Annotated in this window: 22 protein-coding genes; 8 read left to right on the forward strand and 14 right to left on the reverse strand. The window is 62.6% G+C overall.

Going from position 1 to position 23580, the window contains the following annotated elements:
• Positions 1-12 precede the first annotated feature (12 nt).
• Positions 13-570, forward strand: a complete 558-nt coding sequence (locus tag DQ397_RS09610; protein ID WP_043209917.1) for a chorismate lyase — start codon at positions 13-15, stop codon at positions 568-570.
• Positions 570-1460, forward strand: coding sequence for a 4-hydroxybenzoate octaprenyltransferase (gene ubiA / locus DQ397_RS09615; RefSeq protein ID WP_043209920.1), 891 nt, complete (start codon positions 570-572; stop codon positions 1458-1460). The genes DQ397_RS09610 and ubiA overlap by 1 nt, the downstream gene beginning before the upstream one ends.
• Positions 1461-1548: 88 nt before the next feature.
• On the opposite strand, the gene DQ397_RS09620 is transcribed toward ubiA, so the two are convergent.
• On the reverse strand, positions 1549-1920 hold the full coding sequence (locus DQ397_RS09620; protein WP_043209922.1) for a hypothetical protein: 372 nt from the start codon (positions 1918-1920) through the stop codon (positions 1549-1551).
• A gap of 176 nt (positions 1921-2096) precedes the next feature.
• Here DQ397_RS09620 and phoB point away from each other — a divergent pair, with 176 nt between their 5' ends.
• The 3 genes from phoB (at position 2097) to DQ397_RS09635 (ending at position 5837) form a co-directional block, all read left to right on the forward strand.
• Positions 2097-2786 (forward strand): phosphate regulon transcriptional regulator PhoB, encoded by a 690-nt coding sequence (phoB, locus tag DQ397_RS09625; protein WP_003253341.1) that lies wholly within the window; start codon positions 2097-2099, stop codon positions 2784-2786.
• A 194-nt stretch (positions 2787-2980) separates the two neighbouring features.
• Entirely contained in the window at positions 2981-4252 is a 1272-nt protein-coding gene (phoR, locus tag DQ397_RS09630) for a phosphate regulon sensor histidine kinase PhoR (protein ID WP_232092121.1), read from the forward strand.
• Positions 4253-4496: 244 nt separating this feature from the next.
• Positions 4497-5837, forward strand: a complete 1341-nt coding sequence (locus tag DQ397_RS09635; protein ID WP_043209925.1) for a hemolysin family protein — start codon at positions 4497-4499, stop codon at positions 5835-5837.
• Between the two features lie 66 nt (positions 5838-5903).
• Here DQ397_RS09635 and DQ397_RS09640 read toward each other — a convergent pair whose 3' ends face one another.
• From DQ397_RS09640 to DQ397_RS09675, 8 genes are all read right to left on the reverse strand, one after another.
• A complete protein-coding gene (locus DQ397_RS09640; RefSeq protein WP_090344185.1) occupies positions 5904-6800 on the reverse strand; it encodes a M23 family metallopeptidase in 897 nt (298 codons plus the stop codon).
• 244 nt (positions 6801-7044) lie between these two features.
• Positions 7045-7959 (reverse strand): response regulator, encoded by a 915-nt coding sequence (locus DQ397_RS09645; protein WP_043209926.1) that lies wholly within the window; start codon positions 7957-7959, stop codon positions 7045-7047.
• Positions 7960-8123: 164 nt separating this feature from the next.
• Positions 8124-8894 (reverse strand): phosphate signaling complex protein PhoU, encoded by a 771-nt coding sequence (gene phoU, locus DQ397_RS09650; RefSeq protein WP_043209928.1) that lies wholly within the window; start codon positions 8892-8894, stop codon positions 8124-8126.
• A gap of 130 nt (positions 8895-9024) precedes the next feature.
• On the reverse strand, positions 9025-9858 hold the full coding sequence (gene pstB / locus DQ397_RS09655; protein ID WP_043209930.1) for a phosphate ABC transporter ATP-binding protein PstB: 834 nt from the start codon (positions 9856-9858) through the stop codon (positions 9025-9027).
• 102 nt (positions 9859-9960) lie between these two features.
• Complete coding sequence (gene pstA / locus DQ397_RS09660; protein WP_043209932.1) at positions 9961-11631, reverse strand: phosphate ABC transporter permease PstA; 1671 nt, start codon at positions 11629-11631, stop codon at positions 9961-9963.
• A gap of 17 nt (positions 11632-11648) precedes the next feature.
• Positions 11649-13937: an ABC transporter permease subunit gene (locus tag DQ397_RS09665; protein WP_043209934.1), complete on the reverse strand. Its 2289-nt coding sequence runs from the start codon at positions 13935-13937 to the stop codon at positions 11649-11651.
• A 139-nt stretch (positions 13938-14076) separates the two neighbouring features.
• Positions 14077-15075: a phosphate ABC transporter substrate-binding protein PstS gene (locus tag DQ397_RS09670; protein ID WP_043209935.1), complete on the reverse strand. Its 999-nt coding sequence runs from the start codon at positions 15073-15075 to the stop codon at positions 14077-14079.
• Positions 15076-15273: 198 nt separating this feature from the next.
• The gene (locus tag DQ397_RS09675; protein ID WP_043209937.1) at positions 15274-16563 is read right to left on the reverse strand and encodes an MFS transporter; all 1290 of its coding nucleotides are present in this window, start codon (positions 16561-16563) and stop codon (positions 15274-15276) included.
• Between the two features lie 359 nt (positions 16564-16922).
• Here DQ397_RS09675 and DQ397_RS09680 point away from each other — a divergent pair, with 359 nt between their 5' ends.
• Together DQ397_RS09680 and DQ397_RS09685 are read left to right on the forward strand one after the other, a co-directional pair.
• Positions 16923-17321: an acyl-CoA thioesterase gene (locus tag DQ397_RS09680; protein WP_003253317.1), complete on the forward strand. Its 399-nt coding sequence runs from the start codon at positions 16923-16925 to the stop codon at positions 17319-17321.
• Positions 17322-17393: 72 nt separating this feature from the next.
• Positions 17394-18290, forward strand: coding sequence for a D-hexose-6-phosphate mutarotase (locus tag DQ397_RS09685; RefSeq protein WP_102081156.1), 897 nt, complete (start codon positions 17394-17396; stop codon positions 18288-18290).
• Between the two features lie 60 nt (positions 18291-18350).
• On the opposite strand, the gene DQ397_RS09690 is transcribed toward DQ397_RS09685, so the two are convergent.
• The 5 genes from DQ397_RS09690 to DQ397_RS09710 all read right to left on the reverse strand — a co-directional run bounded on the left by DQ397_RS09690 (position 18351) and on the right by DQ397_RS09710 (position 21972).
• Positions 18351-18884 carry a DUF3299 domain-containing protein gene (locus DQ397_RS09690; RefSeq protein WP_043209939.1) on the reverse strand — a complete coding sequence of 178 codons (534 nt, stop codon included), beginning with the start codon at positions 18882-18884 and terminating at the stop codon, positions 18351-18353.
• Between the two features lie 45 nt (positions 18885-18929).
• The gene (locus tag DQ397_RS09695; protein ID WP_043209941.1) at positions 18930-19178 is read right to left on the reverse strand and encodes a GlsB/YeaQ/YmgE family stress response membrane protein; all 249 of its coding nucleotides are present in this window, start codon (positions 19176-19178) and stop codon (positions 18930-18932) included.
• A 96-nt stretch (positions 19179-19274) separates the two neighbouring features.
• Entirely contained in the window at positions 19275-20357 is a 1083-nt protein-coding gene (locus DQ397_RS09700) for a 5-(carboxyamino)imidazole ribonucleotide synthase (protein ID WP_043209942.1), read from the reverse strand.
• Positions 20358-20367: 10 nt separating this feature from the next.
• Entirely contained in the window at positions 20368-20859 is a 492-nt protein-coding gene (gene purE, locus DQ397_RS09705; RefSeq protein ID WP_043209945.1) for a 5-(carboxyamino)imidazole ribonucleotide mutase, read from the reverse strand.
• Between the two features lie 171 nt (positions 20860-21030).
• Positions 21031-21972 carry a LysR substrate-binding domain-containing protein gene (locus tag DQ397_RS09710; RefSeq protein WP_043209946.1) on the reverse strand — a complete coding sequence of 314 codons (942 nt, stop codon included), beginning with the start codon at positions 21970-21972 and terminating at the stop codon, positions 21031-21033.
• Between the two features lie 180 nt (positions 21973-22152).
• Here DQ397_RS09710 and aspA point away from each other — a divergent pair, with 180 nt between their 5' ends.
• Positions 22153-23577, forward strand: a complete 1425-nt coding sequence (gene aspA / locus DQ397_RS09715; protein ID WP_043209948.1) for an aspartate ammonia-lyase — start codon at positions 22153-22155, stop codon at positions 23575-23577.
• Positions 23578-23580: the final 3 nt, after the last annotated feature.

A 23580-nucleotide genomic window follows, 5' to 3' on the forward strand; every position in this document is an offset into this window, starting at 1 on the left:
AAGCATACCGACGTGCCGTACGAAACCCCGCAAGCAGCCGCTGTCGCGTGGCTGCCGTATTCACAGCTGGCTGCCGGCATCGAACCGTCGATTCTCGACTGGCTCTTCGATCAAGGCTCTCTGACCCGCCGCCTGACCCACCTCTCCCGTGACCATTTCGCCGTCACCCCCCTGTTCGAGGGCTGGCAGCCCCTGCGCGATGACGAATGCCAAGCCTTGGGCCTGGCTCCTGGCGAAGAAGGCTGGGTGCGCGAAGTCTACTTGCGCGGCCATGACCAACCCTGGGTGTTCGCCCGCAGCGTGGCCGGGCGCAGCGCCCTGGAGCGCGGTGGCCTGGACCTCGAGACGTTGGGCAGCCGCTCGCTGGGCGAGCTATTGTTCTGCGACCAGGCCTTCACCCGTCACCCCATCGAAGTGTGCAGTTATCCACAGGCTTGGCTGCCGCCCGAAGCGCGCCATGCCAACCTGTGGGGGCGGCGTTCGCGGTTTGCCCGTGATGGCCTTGACCTGCTGGTGGCCGAGGTGTTCCTGCCGGCCCTATGGCAAGCGGCCAAGGAGGAAATCCGCTGATGTACCTGCAACTGCTCAAGTCGTTCAACCGCCTGCATCCCCGGGCCTGGGACTTCATCCAGCTCAGCCGCATGGACCGCCCGATCGGCATCTACCTGCTGCTGTGGCCCACCCTTTCTGCAGTGTGGATCGCCGGCAACGGCTCGCCGACGCTGGCCAATGTGCTGATCTTCGGCCTGGGCGTGGTACTGATGCGTGCCGCCGGCTGCTGCATCAACGACTTCGCCGACCGCAAGGTCGATGGCCATGTCAAACGCACCGCCGACAGGCCGCTGGCCAGCGGCCGGGTAAGGCCTCGCGAAGCGCTGATGCTGTTCGCGATCCTGGTGGGAGTGAGTTTCTTGCTCGTGCTGTGCACCAATGCCCGCACGGTATGGCTGTCGTTCGGCGCGGTGGCATTGGCGTTCTGCTACCCATTCATGAAGCGCTACACCTACTACCCCCAGGTGGTGCTGGGTGCGGCTTACTCGTGGGGTATCCCCATGGCGTTCACCGCCGCAGGGGGCGAGCTGCCGGCCAGCGCCTGGCTGTTGTACATCGCCAATTTGCTGTGGACCGTGGGCTATGACACCTATTACGCAATGGTGGACCGCGACGACGACCTGAAAATCGGCGTGAAATCCACGGCAATCCTCTTCGGCGAAGCCGACCGGACCATCATCCTGACCCTGCAAATGCTGTCGCTGGGCTGCCTGTTGCTGGCGGGCAATCGCTTCGACATGGGGGGATGGTTCCACTTGGGCCTGCTTGCGGCAGCTGGGTGCTTTGCCTGGGAATACTGGTCAACGCGCAAGCTGGACCGGGAATCGTGCTTCAAGGCCTTCCTGCACAATCACTGGGCAGGGATGCTGATCTTCATCGGTGTGGTGGTGGACTACGCATTGCGCTGAGCCCTGCACCACCGCTGTGGGACGGGTTTAGCCGCGAATCGATGGTGATTGCACCTTCGCATTCGCGGGTAAACCCGCTCTGTAAGGTTCAAGGCTTGGCGATATGCCAGACGTCCTTCACGCCGTCACCGGTCTTGTCCCCGGCTTTCTTGTCCTTGATGAAGGTATACAGCGGCTTGCCGTCATAAGCCCACTGCTTGGTCCCGTCATCGCGGGTGACCTGGGTCCACTTGTCCTTGGCGGGCTCGTCTTCGGCCTTGACCATCAACGGTGGCCAGTTCTTGGCGCACTCGCCGTTGCACATGGACTTGCCGTCGGCATCCTTGTCGAAGGTGTAGAGGGTCATGCCAGCATGATCGACCCACATGCCATCCTTTTCCATCGCGTGGTGGGCCGATGCCACCCCCGGTAGCGCCAGCGCAGCGAAAAGGGCCATCCAGCTCAGCGTATGTCGTGTCATTGGAATCACCATGGTTTCGGGGGTGTAAATGAGGTTTCGCCACCGCCGTGGCGGCCCCTTCAAGCCTAGTCCAGTCATGGAATGTCGCCAGAATCGCCAATGTCCTGTCACACAGCTGCAATAATTCCGTTATCTAATGCGGGCCAAGACACAGTTTCTGGGAGAGGTTTTACGCAATGGTTGGCAGAAACATTCTGATCGTCGACGACGAAGCGCCCATTCGCGAGATGATCGCCGTTGCATTGGAAATGGCCGGCTATGATTGCCTGGAAGCGGAAAACTCCCAGCAAGCCCATGCCATCATCGTCGATCGCAAGCCGGACCTGATCCTGCTCGACTGGATGCTGCCCGGCACCTCGGGTATCGAGTTGGCCCGGCGCCTGAAGCGCGATGAACTGACCGGCGACATCCCGATCATCATGCTCACCGCCAAGGGTGAAGAGGACAACAAGATTCAGGGACTGGAAGTCGGCGCCGACGACTACATCACCAAGCCGTTCTCGCCTCGTGAGTTGGTCGCGCGTCTCAAAGCCGTACTGCGCCGCACCGGCCCCAGCGACAGCGAGGCGCCGATCGAAGTGGGCGGCCTGCTGCTCGATCCGATCAGCCACCGCGTGACCATCGACGGCAAGCCCGCCGAAATGGGCCCTACCGAATACCGCCTGCTGCAGTTCTTCATGACCCACCAGGAGCGCGCCTACACCCGGGGTCAGTTGCTCGACCAAGTCTGGGGCGGCAATGTCTATGTCGAGGAACGCACCGTCGACGTGCATATTCGTCGCCTGCGCAAGGCATTGGGTGAAGCCTACGAAAATCTGGTACAAACCGTCCGAGGCACCGGCTACCGCTTCTCGACCAAGAGCTAGCTGCAAGCGCCAAGCTTCAGGCGGCACGCGCCGGCAGCGCCGAACAGCTTGCCGCCAGGCTTGGAATAAAGGACTGAACAGCACCACCGATCCGCTTCTTCTTGCAGCTTGAAGCACACAGCTTGCAGCTTGAAGCTGGATCCGAAGGATCCCCTCAATTGAACCAGAACTGGCACGCGACCTTGATTCGCCACATGCTGCTGCTGATCACCGTCTGCCTGATCGGCGGGCTGGTCAGCGGCTACTACGGCTGGAGCCTGGCCATCGGCCTTGCGCTCTACCTGGGTTGGACCCTCAAGCAACTGCTGCGCCTGCACGACTGGCTGCGCAATCATCAGCCCGACGAAGCCCCGCCCGATGGCTACGGCCTGTGGGGCGAGGTGTTCGACAGCATCTACCACCTGCAACGTCGCGATCAGCGGGTGCGCGGCCGCCTGCAGGCGGTGATCGACCGGGTGCAGGAATCCACCGCGGCGCTGCGCGATGCGGTGATCATGCTCGACAGCGAAGGCAACCTCGAATGGTGGAACCGCGCCGCTGAAACCCTGCTGGGCTTCAAGACTCCACAGGATGGCGGCCAGCCGGTGACCAACCTGGTGCGCCACCCGCGCTTCAAGGAGTACTTCGAATCGGAGAACTACGTCGAGCCGCTGGAGATCCCCTCCCCGATCAACGACCGGATGCGGGTCCAGCTTCACATCACCCGCTATGGCAACAACGAGCACCTGATGCTGGTACGCGACGTCACCCGCATCCATCAGCTCGAGCAGATGCGCAAGGATTTCGTCGCCAACGTCTCCCACGAGCTGCGCACCCCCCTGACGGTCATCACAGGGTACTTGGAAACCCTGCTGGACAACGTCGACGACGTGAACCCACGCTGGGGCCGGGCGCTCCAGCAGATGAGCCAGCAAGGCGCACGGATGCAGACACTGCTCAACGACCTGCTGCTGCTGGCCAAGCTCGAAGCCACCGACTATCCCTCGGACAATCAGCCCGTGGCCGTCGAGGCCCTGCTGCAATCGATCAAGGGCGACGCTCAAGCGCTGTCCGGCCCACGCAACCAGCGCATCACGCTGGAGGCAGCGCCTGGCGTGCGCCTCAAGGGCAGCGAGTCGGAACTGCGCAGCGCCTTCTCCAACCTGGTGTTCAACGCCGTGAAGTACACCCAGGACGAAGGCAACATCCGCATTCGCTGGTGGGCGGACGAGCAAGGTGCTCACCTCTCCGTGCAGGACTCCGGCATCGGCATCGATGCCAAACACCTGCCCCGCCTGACCGAGCGCTTCTACCGGGTCGACTCCAGCCGCGCCTCCAATACGGGCGGCACAGGGCTTGGCCTGGCGATCGTCAAGCACGTGCTGCTGCGCCATCGTGCACGCCTGGAGATCAGCAGCGTGCCAGGCCACGGCAGCACCTTCACCTGCCATTTCGCACCTGCCCAGGTGGTGACGAACAAAGCCTGAAACCACGGCACCGCAGGCGCGATTTTACCCGCCGACGCCGGCACAGCCGGTGCATGACCTGGTTAGCGGCTGAACCCGCTCCCACGAGGTGCGTGCCAGCCGTGCAGGCGGCGTTGCCACCAACGGGGTGATAGCGCGCCCTTTGCTTTTGCAGCTTCAACCGCTACATTGGATCCCCTGTGCCAGCCAACGCTGGCACTTTTTTTCTCCCTAATTCAAAGACGGACCCTGTAAAAACTCCATCATGGACCCTTCCCCTGGTTTCAGCTTCATCTCCCTCTTCGCCGACTTCGGCATGATTCTCTTTGCCTTCCTTCTGGTGCTGCTCAACGGCTTCTTCGTTGCCGCCGAGTTCGCCATGGTCAAATTGCGCGCGACCCGCGTCGAGTCGATCGCCGAACTGCACGGCTGGCGCGGCAGCATCCTGCGCAAGGTTCACAACCAGCTGGACGCCTACCTGTCGGCCTGCCAGCTGGGCATCACCCTGGCCTCCCTGGGCCTGGGCTGGGTCGGTGAGCCGGCCTTCGCGCACCTGCTCGAGCCGCTGCTAGCCGCCGTTGGCGTCGATACGCCGGAGCTGGTCAAAGCGATCTCGTTCTTCGTCGCCTTCTTTGTGATCTCCTACCTGCACATCGTGGTCGGCGAGCTGGCGCCCAAGTCCTGGGCGATCCGCAAACCCGAGCTGCTGTCGCTGTGGACGGCGGTGCCGCTGTACCTGTTCTACTGGTTGATGTACCCGGCGATCTACCTGCTCAACGCCAGCGCCAACACCATTTTGCGTATCGCCGGCCAGGGCGAGCCTGGACCGCACCACGAGCATCATTACAGCCGCGAAGAACTCAAGCTGATCCTGCATTCGAGCCGTGGCCAGGACCCAAGCGACCAAGGCATGCGTGTACTGGCTTCGGCGGTGGAGATGGGCGAACTGGAAGTGGTCGACTGGGCCAACTCCCGCGAGGACATGGTCAGCCTCGATGCCAAGGCACCGCTCAAGGAAATCCTGGCGATGTTCCGTCGCCACAAGTTCAGCCGCTACCCGGTCTACGACGCCGAGCGCGAAGAGTTCGTGGGGCTGTTGCACATCAAGGACCTGCTGCTGGAACTGGCCGAGATGGACCACTTCCCAGAAACCTTGGACCTGGACGACCTGGCTCGCCCGCTGGAGCGCGTCTCGCGGCACATGCCGCTGTCCCAGCTGCTGGAGCAATTCCGCAAGGGCGGCGCGCACTTCGTGCTGGTCGAGGAAGCCGACGGCAAGGTGATCGGCTACCTCACCATGGAGGACGTGCTGGAAGTGCTGGTCGGCGACATCCAGGACGAGCACCGCAAGACCGAACGCGGCATCCTCGCCTACCAGCCGGGCAAGCTGCTGGTACGTGGCGACACGCCATTGTTCAAGGTCGAACGGCTGCTGGGGGTGGATCTGGACCACATCGAGGCCGAGACCCTGGCAGGTCTGGTCTATGAAACGCTCAAGCGCGTGCCGGAGGAAGAGGAAGTGCTGGAGGTCGAAGGCCTGCGCATCATCATCAAGAAGATGAAAGGGCCGAAGATCGTGCTGGCCAAGGTACTGAAGCTCATCTGACTGCTCTGGGGGCGCTTTGCGCCCCATCGCTGGCTGGCGCCAGCATCCACAGCGCCCCCTGCAAGCTCAAGGGTTGCCAGCGGTGAAGTCTGGCATCCCTCCGATCGGTCGGTCGAACTGGTAGGGGATCGACTCCAGCGCCAACCCCACGTTGCGCTGCACCACGAAATGCAGGTGGGGCCCGGTGCTGTTGCCGGTATTGCCCGACTTCGCCAATGGCGCCCCCTGCAACACCCGCTGCCCTTCGCTGACCACCACCGACCCGCGCATCAGATGCAGATAGACACCCATGGTGCCATCCGGGTGCAGGATCCTGACGAAGTTGCCCGCCGGGTTGTTGCCACGGCCCGTCTGGTTGTTCTCGATCTTCACCACCACCCCGCCCCGCGCCGCGACGATCGGCGTGCCTTCGGGCATGGCGATGTCCATGGCGTAGCGCCCTTTGGGGCCAAAGTGGCTGAAGCGCCCGTTCGGGCCCTGGCTCAGCCGGAACGGCCCTCCTTGCCAGGGGAACGGATAGCGAAACGCCTGTGGGCGCCGCGCGGGGTCACCCAGGGCATAGCGCAGTTTCGAATCGTATTTCACCCGCTCGCCAGGCAGTGCCGCCAGTACCGTCAGCACCTGAGTCGAGCGCGGCGGCACCACGCGCCGGACGATCCGGGGCGCACTGCCGCCCTGGACATTGGCCAGGCGCTGCAAACGCAGCTCGACCTCCACCGGCGCGAATAGATCGTTACGCACGAAAAAGCGCGTACCGCCCGCAAAATCGACTGTACGCAAACGCACCTGGCGCTCCAGCCGCTCGAACATCGGCTCGCGCAGCACGAACGCTTTGGCACCAGGGCTTGGGTGTTCAGAGTAGGAGACCACGCCGTAAGCATCGGTGGTCTTGTACAGGGTCATGCCCACGCTCGACGCCGAGACCGTGAGCAAGGCACAGAACAGCAGCAGACGAGTTGGCATGGCGGTGGCTTTTTGACAGTTATTGTGTCTGGAAGCCTAGCAGTCGGATTTCAAAGGGGTATTGCAGTTGGTCGGGAAATGAGCAATTGGCCATCACTGGCGCCCCGCTTCACCCGCGAAAAGGGGCAAAGCCCGTGGTATCCATGGACGGTGGCTGCTTCACAGGTAAACCCGCTCCCACACGTGCTCCGCGGATACCTGTGGGCGGGTTTACCTGCGCGCAGCCGCGCTCCGGATTGGCGATCTAGGCGCCGGGGGTGAAGTGCTTCTGCGCGGTTCCGCGGGCGATCAGGCGCGACAGGTAGTCGAGCTTCTGCGCATCCTGGTCGACGAACTTGAACGTCAGTTGCAGCCAGTCACTTTCAGGCTTGGGCTCCAGGGCGGCGATGGCGTGCAGGTAGCCATTTAGCCGCGCGACTTCGGCGTTCTCGCCTTGCTCCAGGTCCAACACCGCCCCTTCAAGCACCTGTGGCAGCGTGGGGCTGCGACGAACCACCAGCAAGGCTTCCTTGAGGCTCAATGCCTTGATCACGCAGGGCTGGGTACCGCTGGACAAGCGCAACTGCCCCTGGCCACGTCCACTCTGGGCGGCGGCGGCGGCCGTCTTCGGGGTCGGCGCGTTGATCAGCGGTTTGCCAGGCGCAGGTGCCGGCGCAGCGGCAGCAGCCACCGGAGCCTTGACCGTCTCGGGGCGACCGCCGGTCAGGGCACTGAGCGAGTCATTGGCAAATGCCGAGTTGACCCGCGCCGGTGCGCTGGCCATCAGGCTGTCGAGCTTGCCGAGCTTGGTCAGCGACTTCTTCACCTTGGTCAGCAGTTGCTCGTTGGTGAACGGCTTGCCCACAAAGTCGGAAACACCGGCCTGGATGGCCTGGATCACGTTTTCCTTGTCGCCACGGCTGGTCACCATGATGAACTGCAAGTCCTTGTACTCCGGCTGCTGCCGGCACCAGGTGAGCAGTTCCAAGCCAGACATCTCCGGCATTTCCCAATCGCACAGGACCAGGTCGAACCGCTCCTTGCCCAGCATGGCCATGGCCTTGCGGCCGTTGACCGCATCTTCGATGACGATGCCTGGGAAGGCATTGCGCAGACACTTCCTCACCAGGTCCCGGATGAATGGCGCATCATCCACGACCAGCACATTGACCTTACTCATCGATACTCCTCTTGAACCCCGACTAGCATACCGCCGACTGATGGCCATTTGCCAAACCACTGGTCACGCCGGGACTCCTCTGGTCATTCGCGGGTGCCTGCTGGCTGCTCGACCGCAAACGAAAACGCCCGGCCTAGGCCGGGCGTCGATGCTCGGGAGCAATCCTACTTATCGTCCGATTCGGCCGGAACATTAGCGATTTCGCCATCGTCGGCCGCTTCGCCCAGCACTTCGGCCTTCATGCGTTTGAGGCCCATGTGACGCACGTCGGTGCCGCGCACCAGGTAGATCACCAGTTCCGAGATATTGCGCGCATGGTCGCCGATGCGCTCCAGCGAACGCAGGGCCCAGATCACGCTCAGCACGCGGGAGATCGAGCGCGGATCTTCCATCATGTAGGTGACCAGTTCACGCAGGGCGGTCTTGTACTCGCGGTCGATGGTCTTGTCGTACTGGGCCACCGAGAGGGCGAGATCCGCATCGAAACGGGCGAAGGCGTCCAGCGCGTCACGCACCATGTTGCGGACCTGGTCACCGATGTGGCGCACTTCGACGTAGCCGCGTGGCGACTCGCCTTCCTCGCACAGCTGAATGGCGCGGCGGGCGATTTTGGTCGATTCGTCGCCGATGCGCTCCAGGTCGATCACCGACTTGGAGATGCTGATGATCAGACGCAGGTCAGAAGCCGCCGGCTGACGACGGGCGAGGATGCGCACGCACTCCTCGTCGATGTTGCGCTCCATCTGGTTGATCTGCTCGTCGACTTCACGCACCTGCTGGGCCAGGCCCGAGTCGGCCTCGATCAACGCGGTGACGGCGTCGTTGACCTGCTTCTCGACCAGGCCACCCATCGCCAGGAGGTGGCTGCGAACCTCCTCGAGCTCGGCGTTGAACTGCTGGGAGATGTGGTGGGTAAGGCTCTCTTTGTTGATCATGCTTTCGCTCCGCGAAGTTGCAAGCCCCAAGCTGCAAGCTTCAAGTGGTTCGTGTCGTTCCCTGGCGCCGCGCTAACCGCTTTTTCTGGCAGCTGGCAGCTTGATGCTTGCAGCTGCGCCAAAGGCGCCCTTAGCCGTAACGACCGGTGATGTAGTCTTCGGTCTGCTTCTTCGCCGGATTGGTGAACAGCGTGTCGGTATCCCCGAATTCGACCAGTTTGCCCATGTACATGAAGGCGGTGTAGTCCGATACGCGGGCCGCCTGCTGCATGTTGTGGGTCACGATGACGATGGTGTATTTGGATTTCAGTTCGTAGATCAGTTCTTCGACCTTCAGCGTCGAGATCGGGTCCAGGGCCGAGCAAGGTTCGTCGAGCAGCAGCACCTCCGGCTCAACGGCAATGGTACGGGCAATGACCAGACGCTGCTGTTGACCACCGGACAGGCCCAGGGCCGAGTCGTGCAGGCGGTCCTTGACCTCATCCCACAGGGCCGCGCCCTTGAGGGCCCACTCGACGGCTTCGTCGAGCACGCGCTTTTTGTTGATGCCCTGGATGCGCAGGCCGTAGACCACGTTTTCATAGATGGTCTTGGGGAACGGGTTGGGCTTCTGGAACACCATGCCGACGCGGCGGCGCAGCTCGGCCACATCCTCGCCCTTGCGGTAGATGTTGTTGCCGTACAGGTTGATCGCGCCTTCCACGCGACAACCGTCGACCAGGTCGTTCATGCGGTTGAAGGTGCGCAGCAAGGTCGACTTGCCGCAGCCGGACGGGCCGATGAAGGCGGTCACGCGCTGCTTGGGAATGTTCATCTTCACGTCGTACAGCGCTTGCTTGTCGCCGTAAAACAGGGACAGACCCGGGACTTCGATGGCCACGGTTTCTTCGGCCAGGCGCAGGCTCTGCTTGTCGCGGCCCAGGGCGGACATGTCGATGCCGTGGGCGTGGGATTCATGCTGCATGTTCTCACTCCGTTCGTAGCTGCAAGCTTCGAGCTGCAAGCTGCAAGTTGGGTCAAAGCGGCAATCTGCTTGGAGCTTGCCGCTTGAAGCTTAAAGCTGAAATCAGCTGTCGAGGGCCTTGTACTTCTCGCGCAGGTGGTTACGGATCCACACCGCCGAGAGGTTGAGGGTCGCGATCACCAGCACCAGCAGCAGCGCGGTGGCGTACACCAGCGGCCGCGCGGCCTCGACGTTCGGGCTCTGGAAGCCGACGTCGTAGATGTGGAAGCCCAGGTGCATGATCTTCTGGTCCAGGTGCAGGTACGGGTAGTTACCGTCCACCGGCAGCGATGGCGCCAGTTTCACCACACCCACCAGCATCAGCGGCGCCACTTCGCCCGCGGCACGGGCCACGGCGAGGATCATGCCGGTCATCATGGCCGGACTGGCCATTGGCAGAACGATCTTCCACAGGGTCTCAGCCTTGGTCGCGCCGAGCGCCAGGGAGCCTTCGCGCACCGTACGTGGGATGCGCGCCAGGCCTTCCTCGGTGGCCACGATCACTACCGGCACTGCCAGCAGCGCCAGGGTCAGCGAGGCCCACAGCAGGCCCGGGGTACCGAGGGTCGGCGCCGGCAGGGCTTCGGGGAAGAACAGGCGGTCGATCGAGCCACCCAGCACATAGACGAAGAAGCCCAGGCCGAACACGCCATAGACGATCGCCGGAACACCCGCCAGGTTGTTCACTGCAATACGGATCAGGCGAGTCACCGGGCCCTGCTTGGCATATTCACGCAGGTAGACCGCCGCCAGTACACCGAACGGGGTAACGATCACGGCCATGATCAGGGTCATCATCACGGTGCCGAAGATGGCCGGGAAGATACCGCCCTCGGTGTTGGCTTCACGCGGGTCGTCGCTCAGGAACTCCCACACCTTGCTGAAGTACACACCCAGCTTGGTCATGACAGACATGCCGTTGGGCTGGTAGGCATGGACCACCTTGCTCAGGTTGATCTCCACTTCGCGGCCATTGCCGTCGCGGGCCACCAGGCTGTCGCGGGCGAATGCCTGGTGCAGGCCGGTCAGGCGCTCTTCGATGGCCTTGTAGCGAGCGTTGAGCTCGGCACGCTCAGCGTCCATGTCCGCCTGGGCGGCAGCGTCCAGCTTGCCGTCCAGCTCGAGCTTGCGAGCCTGCAGGCGCAGACGCTCAAGACCATGGTTGATGGCACCGATGTCTTTCTTCTCGAGGGTCTGCAGCTCTCGGGCCAGCTGGTCGGCGCGCTTGAGGCGACTCTGCAGCTCAGCCCAGGCGGCAGGGCCTTCGGCGACCACACGGCCTTCTTCCTTGACGCTCGCCAGGTAGCCATAGAAATTGCCCCACTCGCGGCGCTCCAGGGCAATCAAGTCGGCCGGCTTCTGCTGGTCGACCAGCCAGTCGCCTACCAACCAGGTGAAGTCGCTGCCGTTGAGGTCGCGGTTACCCACCTTGACCAGCTCGCGGGTCATGAACTCCGGGCCTTCGTCCGGAACCGGCAAGCCGGCGCCCTTGAGGCGGGCACGTGGCACTTCTTCTTTCTGCACCACCTCTGCGATGATCACATGATCGCCCTGGCCCGGCACCTTGTAGGTGGCCTGGATCAGGTCGGCTGGCCAGAAGTGGCCCAGGCCGCGGACGGCGATCACGGCGAGCAGGCCGACGGTCATGATCACCGCCATGGCGACCGCGCCACCGCTGATCCAGACGCCAGGGGCGCCGCTCTTGAACCAGCCTTTGAGGGAATCCTTTTTCACGGATCTCTACCTTTCTATCAAAGCGACGAGTATTTCTTGCGCAGACGCTGGCGAATCAGCTCGGCCAAGGTGTTCATGATGAATGTGAACATCAGCAGCACGAGGGCAGCGAGGAACAGCACACGGTAGTGGCTGCCGCCGACTTCGGATTCGGGCATTTCCACCGCCACGTTGGCGGCGAGGGTGCGCATGCCTTCGAACAGGTTCAGCTCCATGACCGGGGTGTTGCCGGTGGCCATGAGCACGATCATGGTCTCGCCCACCGCACGGCCCATGCCGATCATCAGCGCCGAGAAAATACCCGGGCTTGCGGTGAGGATGACCACGCGGGTCAGGGTCTGCCAGGGTGTCGCACCCAGGGCCAGGGAGCCCAGGGTCAGGCTGCGTGGCACACTGAATACAGCGTCTTCGGCGATGGAGTAGATGTTCGGGATGACGGCGAAGCCCATGGCGATACCCACTACCAGGGCGTTGCGCTGGTCATAGGTGATGCCCAGGTCATTGGTGATCCACAGACGCATGTCGCCGCCGAAGAACCAGTTCTCCATGAACGGGCTCATGAACAGGGCGAACCAACCGATCACCAGGATGACCGGGATCAGGATCGCCGCCTCCCAACCGTCCGGGATACGCAGGCGGATCGACTCCGGCAGGCGGCTCCAGGCAAAGCCGGCGGCGAGAATGCCGATCGGCAGGATCAGCAGCAGGCTGAACACACCTGGCAGGTGCCCTTCCAGGTACGGTGCCAGGAACAGGCCGGCGAAGAAGCCGAGGATCACCGTCGGCATCGCTTCCATCAACTCGATGACCGGCTTGACCTTGCGGCGCATGCCCGGAGCCATGAAGTAGGCGGTGTAGATAGCGGCGGCGATGGCCAGAGGCGCGGCCAGGATCATCGCGTAGAAGGCGGCCTTCAGAGTGCCGAAGGTCAGCGGCGACAGGCTCAGCTTGGGCTCGAAATCGGTGTTGGAGGCCGTGGACTGCCAGACGTACTTCGGCTCGTCATAGTTCTCGTACCAGACCTTGCCCCACAGCGCGCTGAAAGACACTTCCGGGTGCGGGTTCTTCAGGCTCAGTGGCAACAGCTTGCCGCCTTGCTCGATGATGATGCGGTTGGCGCGTGGCGACAGGGCCAGCACGCCGGCGCCTTCTGCGACCGGCTCGACCAGCAGGGTGCGGTGGGCGGTGCTGTGAAACACGCCCAGCTTGCCTTCGCTGTCCAGCGCGACGAAGCCCTTGCGACGCTCTTCGGCATCGATCTGCACGACCGGCGCCTTGCCCAGCTGGAAGCTACGGATCAGCTTGAAGCGCGACTCGCCATCCGGGTCGCGAGCCATGAACCACTGGCTCAGCCCGCCCTTGGAATCACCGAAGATCAGCGAGATGCCGCCGACCAGTTGAGCACTGGCAGTGATTTCGGTGTCGCCATCCTCAGACAGTTTGTAACGACCATTGAGGCTCTTGTCGCGCAGGCTGAAGACGTCGGCAGTGGCACGACCGTTGACCACGTACAACCACTGCTGACGCGGATCGACGAAGATGGCCTTCACCGGCTCGGTCATCTGCGGCAGCTCGATGCGGTTCTGCTCGGTGGTGACTTCGCCGGTCATCATGTTTTCCTGACGGGTCAGCTCGGTCACGTGCAGTTGCGAACCAGTGGAGCCAGCCAGCAGCAAGGTATCGCCGTTGACGTTGACACTCACGTGCTCCAGCGCGCGGCCCTGTGGGTCGAGCACGAACGGCGCCTGACCATAGGGGTAGTCGATACCCGCATCGATGGTCTTCTTGTTGTCCGGATAGGTGATCTTGTAGGTGTGGTGGAACACCAGCGCCTGGCCGTTGGACAGACCAAGCACCACCAGCGGGCTGCCCGGCTGGTCGGCGCTGATCGACGTCACTTGAGTGCCTGCCGGCAACGGCAGGTCGACATGCTCGACTTCGCTGCCGGTCTTGGTATCGAAGAACAGCGCCTGGCCCTTATCGGAAACGCGCATACCCACGAGGTTCTGCTCCTCGAGGGCGATCATCAGCGGCTTGCCGGCATCCTGTTGCAGCCACGTCGGCTCCAGCGCTTTCTTGCTGGTCAGCTCGGCGCCCTGGAACAGCGGCAGGACCACGTAGGCCAGGTAGAAGAAGATCAGGGTGATGGCTGCCAGCACGGCAAGCCCGCCAACCAGTACATACCAGCGGGTCAGGCGATCCTTCAGCGCACGCAGGCGGCGCTTGCGTTGCAGCTCGGGCGTATTGAAGTCAATCCGCACGGGGGGAGAATTTTGGGTCATGGTGGAGTTGGCCAGATCATTCATGCGCACACCCTAGCGGTCCCGTATGACAAAAACATGACAATGCAGTGACGCAAAAAAGCCCGCCGCTCAGGAATCCTGGCTTCGGACGAGGAATTCGTGGAGGAGGCCGGCGTTCGGCGCCGGCCTCTTCCTCAGTTACTTACTTCTTTGCAACGTTACCGGCGTGGGACAAACCCAGGTCAGCCAGGGTCTTGTCGACCACTTTGGCCGGCAGCGGGATGTAGCCGTCCTTCACCACGACCTGCTGGCCCGCCTGGGACAGGACCAGTTTCACGAACTCAGCTTCCAACGGGGCCAGAGGCTTGTTCGGGGCCTTGTTGACGTAGACGTACAAGAAGCGCGACAGCGGGTAGGTACCGTTCAGGGCGTTGGCTTCGTTGTCCTCGACGAAGGCGCCGCCTTCTTTCTTGGCCAGAGGCACGGTCTTGACGCTGGCGGTCTTGTAGCCGATGCCCGAGTAGCCGATGCCGTTCAGCGAGCTGCTGATCGACTGCACGACCGAAGCCGAGCCTGGCTGCTCGTTGACGTTAGGCTTGAAGTCGCCTTTGCACAGCGCTTCTTCCTTGAAGTAGCCGTAGGTGCCGGATACCGAGTTGCGGCCGAACAGCTGGATCGGCTTGTTGGCCAGATCGCCGGTCACGCCCACATCACCCCACGTCTTGACGTCGGCTTTGCCGCCACACAGACGGGTCGAGGAGAAGATGGCATCGACCTGAGCCATGGTCAGGCCCTTGATCGGGTTGTCCTTGTGGACGAAGACTGCCAGGGCGTCGACGGCGACCGGAATGGCGGTCGGCTTGTAGCCGTACTTCTGCTCGAAGGCCTGCAGCTCGACGTCCTTCATCTTGCGGCTCATCGGGCCGAGGTTGGCGGTGCCTTCAGTCAGCGCGGGTGGCGCAGTGGAGGAGCCGGCAGCCTGGATCTGGATGTTTACGTTCGGGTATTCCTTCTTGTAGGCCTCGGCCCACAGAGTCATGAGGTTCGCCAGGGTATCGGAACCGACGCTGGAGAGGTTGCCCGATACGCCAGTGGTCTTGGTGTAGGTCGGGATTGCAGGATCGACGGCGGCAACCGCATTGGCGGTAGCGACGCCAGCGGCGGCGAACGTGAGGGCCGCCATCAAACGCTTCAGTTTCATGCCTAACTCCTAGCAGGAATATTTGGGGTGTGAGATGGATCGGGCCCAAGTATCTGCAGGCCGCATGAACACTCTATGACTTGAATGTGACAATTGGATGAAAGGCCATCACGGTCGCCCGGGATGGCCTTTACAGGATGTTGCGGTACTGCAGGATAAACATCGCCATGCCGTCTTCGCGGATACGACCGCCCTCGGTCAGCGCTTGGTCGCGAGCAGGTAGACACCCACCAGCAGACCCACGGCGCATAGGCAAGCCACGTAATAGGCAGGTGCCATGGGGCTGAACTTGAGCAGCGCGGTGACCACCATTGGCGTCAGGCCGCCGAAGATCGCGTAGGCCAGGTTGTAGGAGAACGAGAGCCCACTGAAACGCACCACCGGCGGGAAGGCCTTGACCATCACATAAGGCACCGCACCGACGATGCCGACGAACAGACCGGTCAACGCGTACAGCGGGAACAGTAGGTCCGGTCGCGTCGGCAGGCTGTGGTAGAAGGCCCAGGACGATGCCAGCAGCGCCAGGCTGCCGACGATGAACACACGCCCGGCGCCGAAACGATCGGCCAGGCTGCCGGCACCCACACAGCCAATGCTGAGCAGGACGATAGCCAGACTGTTGGCCTTCAGCGAGTCGGTGGGGCTGATGTGATAGAGGCTTTGCAGCAGCGCCGGGGTCATGAGGATCACCACCACGATGCCCGCCGACAACAGCCAGGTCAGCAGCATCGACAAAATGATCGCACCACGATGATCACGCAGCACCGCACGCAGCGGCAGCTCTTCGGCCAGGGCCTTTCGCTGCTGCATCTCGGCAAATACCGGCGTCTCGTGCAGCCAGCGGCGTAGGTACACCGCGAACAGGCCGAACACGCCCCCGAGCAGGAACGGAATGCGCCAGGCGTAGTCCGCCACTTCGTCGGCGCTATAGACCGTATTGATCAAGGTTGCCACGAGCGAGCCGAGCAGGATGCCTGACGTCAGGCCCGCCGTGAGCGTGCCGCAGGCATAACCGGTATTGCGCGCCGGCACATGCTCGGAGACGAACACCCAGGCGCCCGGAACCTCGCCACCGATGGCCGCACCTTGCACGACACGCATCAAGAGCAGCAGGACCGGGGCCCACAGGCCGATCTGCGCGTAAGTTGGCAGCAGGCCCATGACCAGGGTCGGCAAGGCCATCATGAAGATGCTCAGCGTGAACATCTTCTTGCGACCGAGCAGGTCGCCGAAGTGGGCCATGATGATGCCGCCCAAAGGCCGCGCCAGGTAGCCGGCCGCGAAGATGCCGAAGGTCTGCATCAGACGCAGCCACTCGGGCATGTCGGCGGGGAAGAACAACTTGCCGACTACCGTGGCAAAGAACACGAAGATGATGAAGTCGTAGAATTCCAGTGCTCCACCAAGGGCGGACAGTGAAAGGGTCTTGTAGTCACTGCGGGTCAGCGGCCGCGAGGGCTGCTCGATACTGCTCGGCACGGAGGTCATGGGTTGTTCTCTTATTGGTCTGCAGGCCGTTTGTCACGCGGCTTCTGGGTCAGTGACCCGCGAAGATAACAAATTGCCGCACCCGCCTCATAGCGGTACAAAATCCATACAGATATTCACGAATGCGCGGTCGTCGCTGGCTGTGCAGGTCTATATACTGACGCTCGTAGGAAAAGGTTGAGCAACACGTGGGATGCTGTGCGAAAACGCCGGTCAATGTTGCAGGCGGTTTCGCAGAGTCTCCCTTTGGCCGCCCATCGAAGCGAAATCAGCGTAGTATGTTTCAAGCTGAATCGTTTTCCCGGCGACCGTCATTTGCGCCAACCAACGAAAGCGTCACGGGTCCGAGGCCCCACCGCATGATTGAGCTCGAACAAGAAGATCCTATCCCACAGGGCGACCTTGCCCTTCAGATCACTGCCCTACCCCGTGAAACCAACGGTTTCGGCGATATCTTCGGCGGCTGGCTGGTCGCCCAGATGGACCTGGCCGGCACCGCCATGGCCAGCCGCGTCGCCGGTGGCCGCGTTGCCACCGTGGCGATCGACCGCATGGCTTTCCTGGTCCCGGTGGCCGTGGGCGCGCAGCTTTCCTTTTACACCCAGACCCTGGAAATCGGCCGTAGCTCCATCCAGATGATGGTGGAAGTGTGGAGCGACGACCCGCTTTCCAGCGAATGGCGCAAGGTCACCGAAGCTGTGTTCGTTTTCGTCGCCATCGACGGCAGTGGCCGTACCCGTTCCGTCCCTCGTCGCTGAGCCAGGGGCACGGTAAACTCGTTGCAAGGCATGAGGTCCAAGGCCTGATATGCATCACGACGAGACGAGCGCATGGCTACTTTCCAGGTCGAAACGGAACAACACGGCGAACTCAACTGCTGGCGCATCACCAGCAATCATGCCGAACTGCTGATCGCCCAACAGGGCGCCCAGGTCTTGAGCTACCAACGACTGGGTGAGCCCCCATTGCTGTGGTTGAGCGACCAAGCCATCTTCCGCCAGGGCAAGTCCGTGCGCGCCGGAGTGCCGGTGTGCTGGCCCTGGTTCGGCAATCTGCAGCGCAACCCCCAGGCCGTGCAGGCCATGTACCAAGGCGAACAGGCACCAGCCCATGGGTTGGCGCGCACCCGTGACTGGCAGCTGCTGGGCATCGAGGAGGCCGCAGAAGGCCTTCGCATCGAGTTCAGCCTACCGGAAGCGCTGGGCGACCTGCCAGGCTGGCCTCATGAGGTCGAGCTCAAGCTGCTGATCGAAATGGGCACGCAATTGAAGCTGACCTTGAGCAGCTTCAACCAGGGTAATGACAACGTCACCATCAGCCAGGCCCTGCACAGCTACTTTGCGGTCAGCGATGTACGACAGGCTCGGGTCGAGGGCGTGGAGAACCTTGGTTACATCGAAACCCTGGCCGACTGGGAACTGCGCCAGCAGCACAGCGCCCTGGGCTTTGCCGGCGAGACCGACCGCATCTACCTGCAGACACCTGATCTGCTGAAGATCGTCGACCCGCAATGGAACCGCCGCATCACTTTGCACGCGACGGGCTCACGCTCGGCGGTGATCTGGAACCCATGGACCGATCGCGCCCGGGAGCTGGCGGACATGGCCGATGATGGCTGGCAGCGAATGCTGTGCATCGAAACTGCGAATGTATGGGACGATGTGGTAAACCTGGCCCCAGGGGCGAGTCATTCGCTGAGCGTTACGATCACCAGCGAAGCACTCTGACCAGACCCGCTCCCACTGGGTTCTCACATAACCTGTGGGAGCGGCTCGGAAAAGACCGAATCAGAGGTCGGCGTCCTCTACCACCCTCACCTTCCCTGCCTCCAGCGCATAGGCCGCATCGGCCAGGTCGTTGCTGACCTTCTCCACCTTCAAGGTGCCACTGACCCACAGCGGCGTGTAGATGTCGTCGATTTTCATGCCTTTGGGATAACGCACCAGCACCAGCTGGTTGGGTGGCGGCGGCGGCACGTGGATACAGGCGCCGGGATACGGCACGAGGAAGAACAAGGTGCTGTTGCCCTTGGCGTCGCTTTCCAGCGGTACCGGATAACCGCCCAGGCGGATCTGTTTGCCATTCATGGCGGCCACCGTCTTGGTGGAGTACATCACCGCCGGCAGACCCTTGGCCTGCTTGAGCCCACCCTTTTCGGTGAAGGTGCCTATGGCTTCAGGAGAGTCGTGGTCGATTTCAGGCATCTGCTCGAGCGCCTTCTGGTCCGACTTTGGCATCAGCTCCAGCCAGTCGGTTTCGGGCAGCTCGGCATGGGCCAGTGCACTGGCCAGCAGTAGGGGAACAAGGAAAAACGCACGCATGAAAATGCTCGGCAATTCAGTCAATTGCCGAGCATTCTAAACCAGTCACCCGCGTTTCTTGATGAATCCGTAGATCACCAGAAGGATGATGGCACCCACCAGGGCGCCAAAGAAACCTGCGGCCTGCCCCGCCTGGTAGATACCCAGCGCCTGCCCGCCATAAGTCGCGGCAAGGGACCCGGCGATACCGAGAAGAATGGTCATGATCCAGCCCATGCTGTCGTCCCCTGGTTTCAGAAAACGGGCCAGCAGGCCGACGATCAGGCCGATGAAAATGGTTCCAATGATACCCATGGCAATCCCTCTGCTTTGAAGATGGAACAAGCCAAAGCCTAGACAGCACTTTGGCTTGTTGCCATTTCAGAGGGCCTGCGCAGGGCAGAGGTTCAATCAGCCGGCAATCAACTCTTCGACTTCGGCGATCTTGGCCTTGAGAGTGGCCATGTCGGCGCAGCGCAGGGTGGCGTGACCAACCTTGCGGCCGGCCTTGAAGGCTTTGCCGTAGTGGTGCAGGTGGCAGTCGTCGATGGCCACGACCTTATCCACAGCCGGCACTTCACCGATGAAGTTGAGCATGGCGCTCTCGCCGACCTTGGCGGTCGAGCCCAGCGGCAGGCCGGCCACGGCGCGCAGATGGTTCTCGAACTGGCTGCACTCGGCCCCTTCGATGGTCCAGTGCCCGGAGTTGTGGACCCGCGGGGCGATTTCGTTGGCCTTCAGGCCACCGTCGACCTCGAAGAACTCGAAAGCCATCACACCCACGTAGTCCAGCTTCTGCAGCACGCGACCCACGTAGTCTTCGGCCAGCGCCTGCAGCGGATGCGCATCGCTTGCGACCGACAGGCGCAGGATGCCGCTCTCATGGGTGTTATGCACCAGCGGGTAGAAGCGGGTTTCGCCATCGCGGCCACGCACGGCCACCAGCGACACTTCACCGGTGAACGGCACGAAGCCTTCGAGCAGGCATGGGACGCTGCCCAGCTCGGCGAAGGTGCCGACCACATCCTCGGCACTGCGCAGGACCTTCTGGCCCTTGCCGTCATAGCCCAGGGTGCGGGTCTTGAGGACTGCCGGCAGACCGATGCTGGCCACCGCCGCGTCCAGGTCTTCCTGGGACAGGATGTCGGCGAACGCCGGCGTCGGGATGCCCAGATCGCGGAACATGCTCTTTTCGAACAGACGGTCACGGGCGATGCGCAGGGCTTCGGCACTTGGATAGACCGGAACGAACTGCGAGAGGAAGGCCACGGTTTCGGCCGGAACGCTTTCGAACTCGAACGTCACCAGGTCGACTTCGTCAGCCAGCTGACGCAGGTGATCCTGATCGCCGTAGTCGGCGCGCAGGTGCTCACCCAAGGCAGCCGCGCAGGCGTCCGGGGCCGGGTCGAGGAAAGCGAAGTTCATGCCCAGCGGAGTACCCGCCAGGGCCAGCATGCGGCCGAGCTGGCCACCACCGATTACACCGATCTTCATGTTGATAGCCTCAGGCCTGGCGCGGGTCCGGATTGTCCAGGACGGTTTCGGTCTGCTCCGTGCGGAACTGCTTGAGTGCCGCGTGATACTGCGGGTACTTGGCACCCAGGATGCTCGCCGAGAGCAGCGCCGCGTTGATGGCACCGGCCTTGCCGATGGCCAGGGTGGCGACAGGTACGCCTGCGGGCATCTGCACGATCGACAGCAGCGAGTCGACACCCGAGAGCATCGAGGACTGCACCGGCACGCCCAGCACCGGCAGGTGGGTCTTGGCGGCGCACATGCCCGGCAGGTGGGCAGCACCGCCAGCACCGGCGATGATCACCTCGATGCCGCGGCCTTCGGCCTCTTCGGCATACTGGAACAGCAGATCCGGCGTACGGTGGGCGGAAACCACCTTCACCTCGTAGGGAATGCCGAGTTTTTCCAGCATATCGGCGGTGTGGCTAAGGGTGGACCAATCGGACTTGGAGCCCATGATCACGCCAACCAGTGCACTCATCGTCGAGCCTCTTCGCTTGTGCGCCCTTGGGCGCGTCAAAAAACAACAAGCCACGCGGGACGACCGGCGTGGCTTGTTTGCTGATCATGGCCGGATCGTTCCGGCCTGGGGGCCGCGAAGTATAACGTAACGCGAGGCCATCCAGGCACCCCCGGCGACCAACTGTCGGCCTTATTTTTCGGGGCTTTGGCTGACTTTCGGGTCAATAGATGCGGTCGTCGTGCCACCCTCCAGCTTGCGCCAGAGCAGACGCACGTTGGCCTTGCGGACCAAGGCGCAGCGATAGAGGCGAATTTCCAACGGCACGTGCCATTGGCTGCCTCCACAGATCGCCAGTTCGCCACGCTCCAGCTCGCCGCGCATCGACAGCCGCGGCACCCAGGCGATACCCATACCTTCAAGGGCCATGCTCTTGAGACTGTCGGCCATGGCGGTTTCATAGACAGTGGTATAGCGCAGGTTGCGCTGACGCAGCAGCAAGTTGACCGATCGACCGAGGAAAGCCCCAGCGCTGTAAGCCAGCAGAGGCACGCTGCTCTCGCCTTCAAGGTCGAACAACGGCTTGCCGTCGGCGCCCACGGCGCATACCGGCAGCATCTCGGTAGTGCCCATGTGCAGCGAGGGGAAGATTTCGGCATCCATCTGCAAGGCCGCATCCGGGTCATAGAACGCCAGCATCAGGTCGCAACCACCTTCACGCAACGCATGCACGGCATCGCCCACGTTGGTGGCCACCAGACGGGTGGCGATGTTCAGGCCGTCGTTGCGCAACTGGGCCACCCAGCGTGGGAAGAAGCCCGATGCCAGCGAGTGTGCGGCAGCCACTTGGACCACTTCACCCTGGCCGCCTTCGAGATGATGCAAATGGCGCAGAACTTCGCTCAATTGGTCGACAACCGTGCGCGCCGTGACGAGAAACAACTGCCCGGCCTCGGTCAGCTCGATCGGTGTGCGGGAACGATTCACCAAGGTCAGCCCCAGCGCCGCTTCCAGGCTGCGGATACGCCGACTGAAGGCCGGCTGGGTGACGAAACGACGTTCCGCCGCCTGGGAAAAACTACGGGTGGCGGCCAGGGCGCTGAAGTCTTCCAGCCACTTGCTTTCGAGGTTCATGAAGCGGTCTCCCAGCGCGCACCAAAATGGAACACGCTCGTTTGTCAATTGGCGTCACATGAATCGGTATGCCGTTTGTGCATAGGTTAGCGTGCAACAGCATTGGCCGCAAAATCCGGGCAGGCCTAGGATTGGCGGCATTCCGGCAGGTGCCGGGTTTAAATCGAGATGATATCCGTCATGTCCTCCGCTGCATCGTTCCGCGTCGAAAAAGACCTGCTTGGTACCCTTGAAGTCCCTGCCGATGCCTACTACGGCATCCAGACTCTGCGCGCTGCCAACAACTTCCACCTCTCCGGTGTTCCGCTGTCGCACTACCCGAAGCTGGTCGTGGCCCTGGCCATGGTCAAGCAGGCCGCTGCCGACGCCAACCGTGAGCTGGGCCACCTGAGCGATGCCAAGCACGCTGCCATCAGCGAGGCCTGCGCCCGTCTGATCCGCGGCGAGTTCCACGACCAGTTCGTTGTGGACATGATCCAAGGTGGTGCAGGTACCTCCACCAACATGAACGCCAACGAAGTCATCGCCAACGTCGCGCTGGAGGTCATGGGCCACCAGAAGGGTGAGTACCAGTACCTGCACCCGAACAACGACGTGAACATGGCGCAGTCGACCAACGACGCCTACCCGACCGCGATCCGCCTGGGTCTGCTGCTGGGTCATGACGCCCTGCTGGCCAGCCTCGACAGCCTGATCCAGGCCTTCGCGGCCAAAGGCAAGGAATTCGACCACGTACTGAAGATGGGCCGTACCCAGCTGCAGGACGCCGTGCCGATGACCCTTGGCCAGGAATTCCGCGCCTTCGCCACTACCATGACCGAAGACCTGCAGCGCCTGCGCTCGCTGGCTCCGGAGCTGCTGACCGAAATCAACCTGGGCGGTACCGCCATCGGCACCGGCATCAACGCTGACCCTGGCTACCAGGCCCTGGCCGTGCAGCGCCTGGCGACCATCAGCGGCCAGCCGCTGGTCCCGGCTGCCGACCTGATCGAAGCCACCTCCGACATGGGCGCCTTCGTGCTGTTCTCCGGCATGCTCAAGCGCACCGCGGTCAAGCTGTCGAAAATCTGTAACGACCTGCGCCTGCTGTCCAGCGGCCCGCGCACCGGCATCAACGAGATCAACCTGCCGGCACGCCAGCCAGGCAGCTCGATCATGCCAGGCAAGGTCAACCCGGTTATTCCGGAAGCCGTCAACCAGGTGGCCTTCGCCATCATGGGCAACGACCTGGCCCTGACCGTCGCCGCCGAAGGTGGCCAGCTGCAGCTGAACGTCATGGAACCGCTGATCGCCTACAAGATCTTCGACTCCATCCGCCTGCTCCAGCGCGCCATGGACATGCTGCGCGAGCACTGCATCGTCGGCATCACCGCCAACGAACAGCGCTGCCGTGAACTGGTCGAGCACTCGATCGGCCTGGTCACTGCCCTGAACCCGTACATCGGCTACGAAAACGCCACCCGTATCGCCCGCGTCGCCCTGGAAACCGGCCGCGGTGTTCTGGAACTGGTGCGCGAAGAGAAGCTGCTGGACGACGCGATGCTCGACGACATCCTGCGTCCGGAAAACATGATCGCTCCACGTCTGGTTCCGCTGAAGGCGTAACCA

It is taken from the genome of Pseudomonas sp. CK-NBRI-02 (genome assembly GCF_008124495.1).
GTDB classification, from domain to species: domain Bacteria; phylum Pseudomonadota; class Gammaproteobacteria; order Pseudomonadales; family Pseudomonadaceae; genus Aquipseudomonas; species Aquipseudomonas guariconensis.